Here is a 1,288-nt window from a genome sequence, read left to right as displayed (position 1 = left end):
TGAGGACGAACTCGATCAGGAGACCGTTCAGGAGATCATCCTTCGCGAAGATGGCCGAGCAGAGGTGCGTGGTTCAGCGCGGGTGGAAGAAATCAATCGCCGGCTCAATCTCCACTTGCCGGAAGATGAGGAATATGACACGATTGCCGGCTTGATGATGACGCATCTGGGCCGTGTGCCCCACATGGGAGAGTCTCTGGTGATCGCCAATGTCCGCCTGACGGTTCTGGAAGGAGATCGCCGTCGCATCAAAAGAATCTTCCTTGAACCATCCGTAGATTCAGAACCAGACCTGAATCAGCACCACGACGGGGCAGGAGTCGAAATCTCCTCATAAGCACCGGCAGGTAGGACCGCCTTGCCCGCCGCGTGCGTCCACGGGACCGGCGTTATCTGAAAGGGTGCCGTGTACTGGGGCGAATTGCATCGTTTCACATCAAGCCAGGCCCGAAAACAAGATCGGTAAAGTGCCGTGACGAGGAAGCATCCTCGGTAAGCCCAAGTGTGATCGGAAGGCAAAGGACGACTTATGGCTGAGTCACCACAGCGTTATTATGCCGCGCTCTGTCAAACAAACCTGCCCAACCCCGTGGATATGGCGGGCATTCACCGAAACGTCGGTCGCATGCTGGAGATGGCCCAGTATGCCGTCAAGGGTTACGAGCCCTTTTTCCCGGTCAAGCTGGTCGTCTTTCCTGAATTTGCTCAGGTGGCCCCCGTGTTCGAAACCGTGGAGGAACTCCACGATCGGCTGGCGGTGCCCATCCCCAATGAGTTTCTCGATCGATATTGCGACTTGGCCCGTAAACTTGGGATTTATATCCAGACAAGCAGCTTTTTGGAAAAGGATTCCCGCTATCCCGGCCATGTTTTTAACACGACGTGCCTGGTAGGTCCTGAGGGACTCCTTCTGAAGTATCGCAAGGTGCACCCGTGGATTCCCTGGGAACTCCATACCAGTCCCCACGATCTTCCCGACTACCCGGAACCTCTCTTTCCGGTGGCCCAGACGGAGATTGGCTCCATCGGCGTGGCCATCTGTTACGACTGGCTGTTCCCGGAGGCCATTCGCCAGCTCGCCCTCCAAGGCGCCGAAGTGTTGCTGCGTGTTTCAGCCTACATGGACCCGTGGGGAACCGCCTCGCCGATGGAATGGTGGACGCTCATCAACCGGGTACGGGCCATCGAAAACCTGGCCTACGTGGTGGCCTGCAATCAGGGGGCTTCCCTGCGGAACTACCCACCCTTTAGCTGGCCGGGCGGGAGCATGATCGTGGACTACGACGGG

At 57.7% G+C, this 1,288-nt stretch carries 2 protein-coding genes; both read left to right on the top strand.

All coding sequences use genetic code 11. The annotated features are described in order from the left end of the window. Positions 1–337, top strand: a 337-nt coding sequence (locus tag H5U08_RS19165; protein WP_297036881.1) for a transporter associated domain-containing protein, incomplete at its 5' end; no start/stop codon positions are given. Positions 338–529: 192 nt separating this feature from the next. Beyond that, positions 530–1,288, top strand: a 759-nt coding sequence (locus tag H5U08_RS19160) for a nitrilase-related carbon-nitrogen hydrolase (RefSeq protein WP_297036878.1), incomplete at its 3' end; no start/stop codon positions are given.

Source organism: Thermogutta sp., from assembly GCF_014359955.1.
Lineage (GTDB): Bacteria > Planctomycetota > Planctomycetia > Pirellulales > Thermoguttaceae > Thermogutta.
This window is presented reverse-complemented; position numbering and strand designations above follow the sequence as displayed.